This window comes from Streptomyces sp. NPDC048275 (assembly GCF_040652275.1).
In the GTDB taxonomy this organism is placed as follows: Bacteria; Actinomycetota; Actinomycetes; order Streptomycetales; family Streptomycetaceae; genus Streptomyces.
This window is the reverse complement of record NZ_JBEZLR010000225.1, coordinates 1-2,986: the sequence shown is the minus strand read 5'-3', so window position 1 is coordinate 2,986 and position 2,986 is coordinate 1. Positions and strand designations below refer to the sequence as shown.

The window sequence follows — 2,986 nt, the reverse complement described above, 5'->3', positions numbered from 1 at the left end:
GGCTGATCCGGACCGGGGAGGGCGCCTGCGGCGTGCCGCAGCCGTCGGTGCCGTTGCCCCACAGGCGGACGTGGACCTCGCGCAGCGGCTTGGCGTGTGGCCAGGTAATTCCCCAGGCACTGGTCCGGACGGCGTCGGCATCCATCATTTGCTCGCTGGCGAACCGTCAGCCACTCGTGGGCGTCTTGTCGTCTGGGATGGGGGCCTTATGACGCAGGAACCGGGTAACAGCAGCGATCGCATGTCGAAGAATTTGGACGACGCGCTGGTCACACTCACTAGCGAACTCGTTCGAGCGGACGCCAAGGCCAACACCGTTCTCGCGTTGACCAGCTTAGGCCTGGTCTTCCTCGCCACACGTGGTGGCTACCATGACCAACCGCCCGCCGTCTTGGCAGTGGGCGCCCTTGGTACCGCCTGTCTGATGATCGCTACTGTGCTCCTGCTGATGACTGTCCGTCCCGTACAGATCGACAACCTTGATCTGGAGGACTGGACGCGCTGGGCCACGCTGGAACCAGATGCGCTGAGTGAACACATGCGGACGGATCTGCGGGCCAAGAGAGTCGCAGCTCTGGCACGCCTGGTGAGGGACAAGTTCCGGCGACTGCAGCATGGGGTCAACTTCATCCAGGCCGGAATCGGCTTGCTGTTTACGGCCGCGGTCCTGTCCCTGCTCCTGTAGGACCGTGTCCCACCTGGTCAGTTCAAGGAGCCGCTGGAAGCAGCTGAGCCCGGCGGTACGTACCCGTGCTGGCAGGGCCACCGCTACACCCGCTCCGTAGTTTTCCCGCGGCTGCACGTCGTCTCCCGCGTCCGGACTGTGGCAGTGTCACGCCCACTGCATGCCCAGATTCCGCAGCGCGTCCAGCTGGTCCGGGGTGAGTTTGTCCCGCCTCGACTTGGGGTTCGAGACCCACGCGCGCAGCTTCACGACCACCGGCTCCGCTTTACCGTCGACTGCGATGGATCGGCGGCCCGGCGTCAGGCGAGGGGAAGGCCCCGTCTCGCGAAGCAGTTGTCATTCGCTGCGCACGGCTTCCAGGGCGGCGCGGACGAGCGTGAAGGCGAGTGCGGCGGCTTCATCGTCGGCGAGGGGGCAGTTGATCTTGTAGGGGTCGGAAGGGGCGACGTTGCGGGGCTGGATGCGGCCGTTGTCTTCGTCGTTCAGGCTGAGGCGCTCAAGGTCGTCAGGGCCGAGGCGCAGGGTCATGCCGCCGTTGCTTGGGCGGAGGTAGGCGACGGCTCCGTAGCGCTGGGGGCCGTTGTCCCGGATCATCAGGTAGTCGGCGAGGCCGTCGAAGGTCTTGGAGGAGCGGCCGAAGGCTACGACGATGTTCTCCTCTTCCAGGAGCCGCTTGATGAACTTTTCGGTCTGGACGGTGCGTTCGTGGTTTTTGCCGGCACGTCCGTAGATGAACTTCATCAGGGCGACGTGGTCTTCGGGTGCTAGGGAGGGGGAGGCGCCGTCGGGTGTCGCGGAGGCTGAGGCGCTGAGCGTTGCCGCTTCGCTGTCTGTTTCCGTGTCCGCGGTCTCTGCGTGGGACGGAGCGGCGTCCACGGGCGGCGTCGTGTGGGATGCAGAGCCGGTCGCGCGCTCGTACTCCACGATCTCCTGCGGTGACCCCTCGATGATGCGCATTCGGGCAGCCCCCTGGTCGTTGGTCGGCGGCCAACTCCCGCCTTCCTTCAGTACGTTACCTAAGGCCGCCTCTCGATGAGATTGCTTTAGATAAATCCCTGCCTTTCGCGTGTGACTTTTGCTCAGGCTCTGGCGGTCGGGCTGGACCAGACCGGGTCTTCGGTCGGAGCACGTCGTACTGTCCGGGAGTAGACGGCGTGTCCGCTTCAGGACTGGCCCATCCGCGGCGGTGCGTGCGCTGCCGATGTTTGTAACCGCTTCACCGCACCGCGCAAGCAGAAGCACACCGTCCGGCGAATCCACCAGCGGCTCGCACAGGACTACGGCTTCGGCCAGGCGTCATATTCGACGGTCTGCGACTACCTCCTGGTCCGCCGCCCGTAGATCGAGGTCGAGGCCCGGGAAGGCCACCGGCATTTGGACGGGATGGTTCCTCAGGTGCATCTTCCCGGCGAGGAAGCGGAGGTCGACTTCGCCGACGTGTGGGTCTGGCTGGCTGGCGGGCGAGGTGGTCAAGTGCCACCTGTTCACGCTGCGGATGTCGTACTCGGGCAAGGCCGTCCACCGGGTCTATGCCTCGCAGGCCCAGGAGTCCTGGCGAGAGGCGATGTCGGCCCAGCCCTTGCTCGCGGCAGTCAGCAGTACGGTTGCTGGTTGGTCAGGGACGCCGCCACCCTCGTCCACACGCCGAACAGTCGGTAAAGGCTGGGCAGAGCACCCTGGGCCTGGACCGTCCGCGTGTCTGCCAAGGTGACCCCGGGAATGCCCAGGAGTGTCGAGGCCACTGAAGCCGACTGCCAGCGGACCATGAGCACGGACGGGTCCGCAGGGACTTCTGACACCTTCGGCACTGTGGCGAGACTGGCAGCGACGGCTTTCTCGATGGCCGCACGTGCTTCTTCCGCCGGTCGTAGATGTGCCGCGAATCGGTCCCGCGCGTACTTCACGGCCACGGTCGTGACCGAGGCGTCCCATTCCGCCATTTCTGTGCAGGCAGAGTCGTCACCGGTGAGAACCGCCACCGGAACGCCGATGGCGGCCGCGGTGGCGTGGGCCAGTCCGATCTCGCCCACGGGACGGCCGTCCAGCCACATGTCTTCGATCTCGTGCCCCATGAAACTGTGACTCAGTACACCAAGAGCGCCGGCCCGCGAGTGGTAGCCGACGCAGATCACGGCGTCGTGCTCGGGAATGAGGCCTTCGAGCATGAGCATCTGCTTGGGCTTGCCGCGGATGAGGCGGGCTGCGGGGCAATGCCACGTAGTTAGGAAACGGCGAGGATTTTGATGTTGGGCGGGTCAAGGTGGTGAGTGGTGGATTCGGTGGGTTGTTTCTTTCTGTAGG

3 protein-coding genes and 1 pseudogene are annotated in these 2,986 nt (G+C 65.4%); 1 reads left to right on the top strand and 3 read right to left on the bottom strand.

Annotated elements, in window-relative coordinates; all coding sequences use genetic code 11:
- Positions 1-208: 208 nt before the first annotated feature.
- A complete protein-coding gene (locus AB0D57_RS47465) occupies positions 209-685 on the top strand; it encodes a Pycsar system effector family protein (protein ID WP_362088730.1) in 477 nt (158 codons plus the stop codon).
- Between the two features lie 147 nt (positions 686-832).
- On the opposite strand, the gene AB0D57_RS47460 is transcribed toward AB0D57_RS47465, so the two are convergent.
- From AB0D57_RS47460 to AB0D57_RS47450, 3 genes and pseudogenes are all read right to left on the bottom strand, one after another.
- Positions 833-934 carry a helicase gene (locus AB0D57_RS47460; RefSeq protein ID WP_362088729.1) on the bottom strand — a complete coding sequence of 34 codons (102 nt, stop codon included), beginning with the start codon at positions 932-934 and terminating at the stop codon, positions 833-835.
- 87 nt (positions 935-1,021) lie between these two features.
- Entirely contained in the window at positions 1,022-1,642 is a 621-nt protein-coding gene (locus tag AB0D57_RS47455) for a hypothetical protein (protein ID WP_362088728.1), read from the bottom strand.
- 635 nt (positions 1,643-2,277) lie between these two features.
- Positions 2,278-2,892 (bottom strand): annotated as a pseudogene (locus tag AB0D57_RS47450) (M55 family metallopeptidase); the annotation flags it as partial.
- Positions 2,893-2,986: the final 94 nt, after the last annotated feature.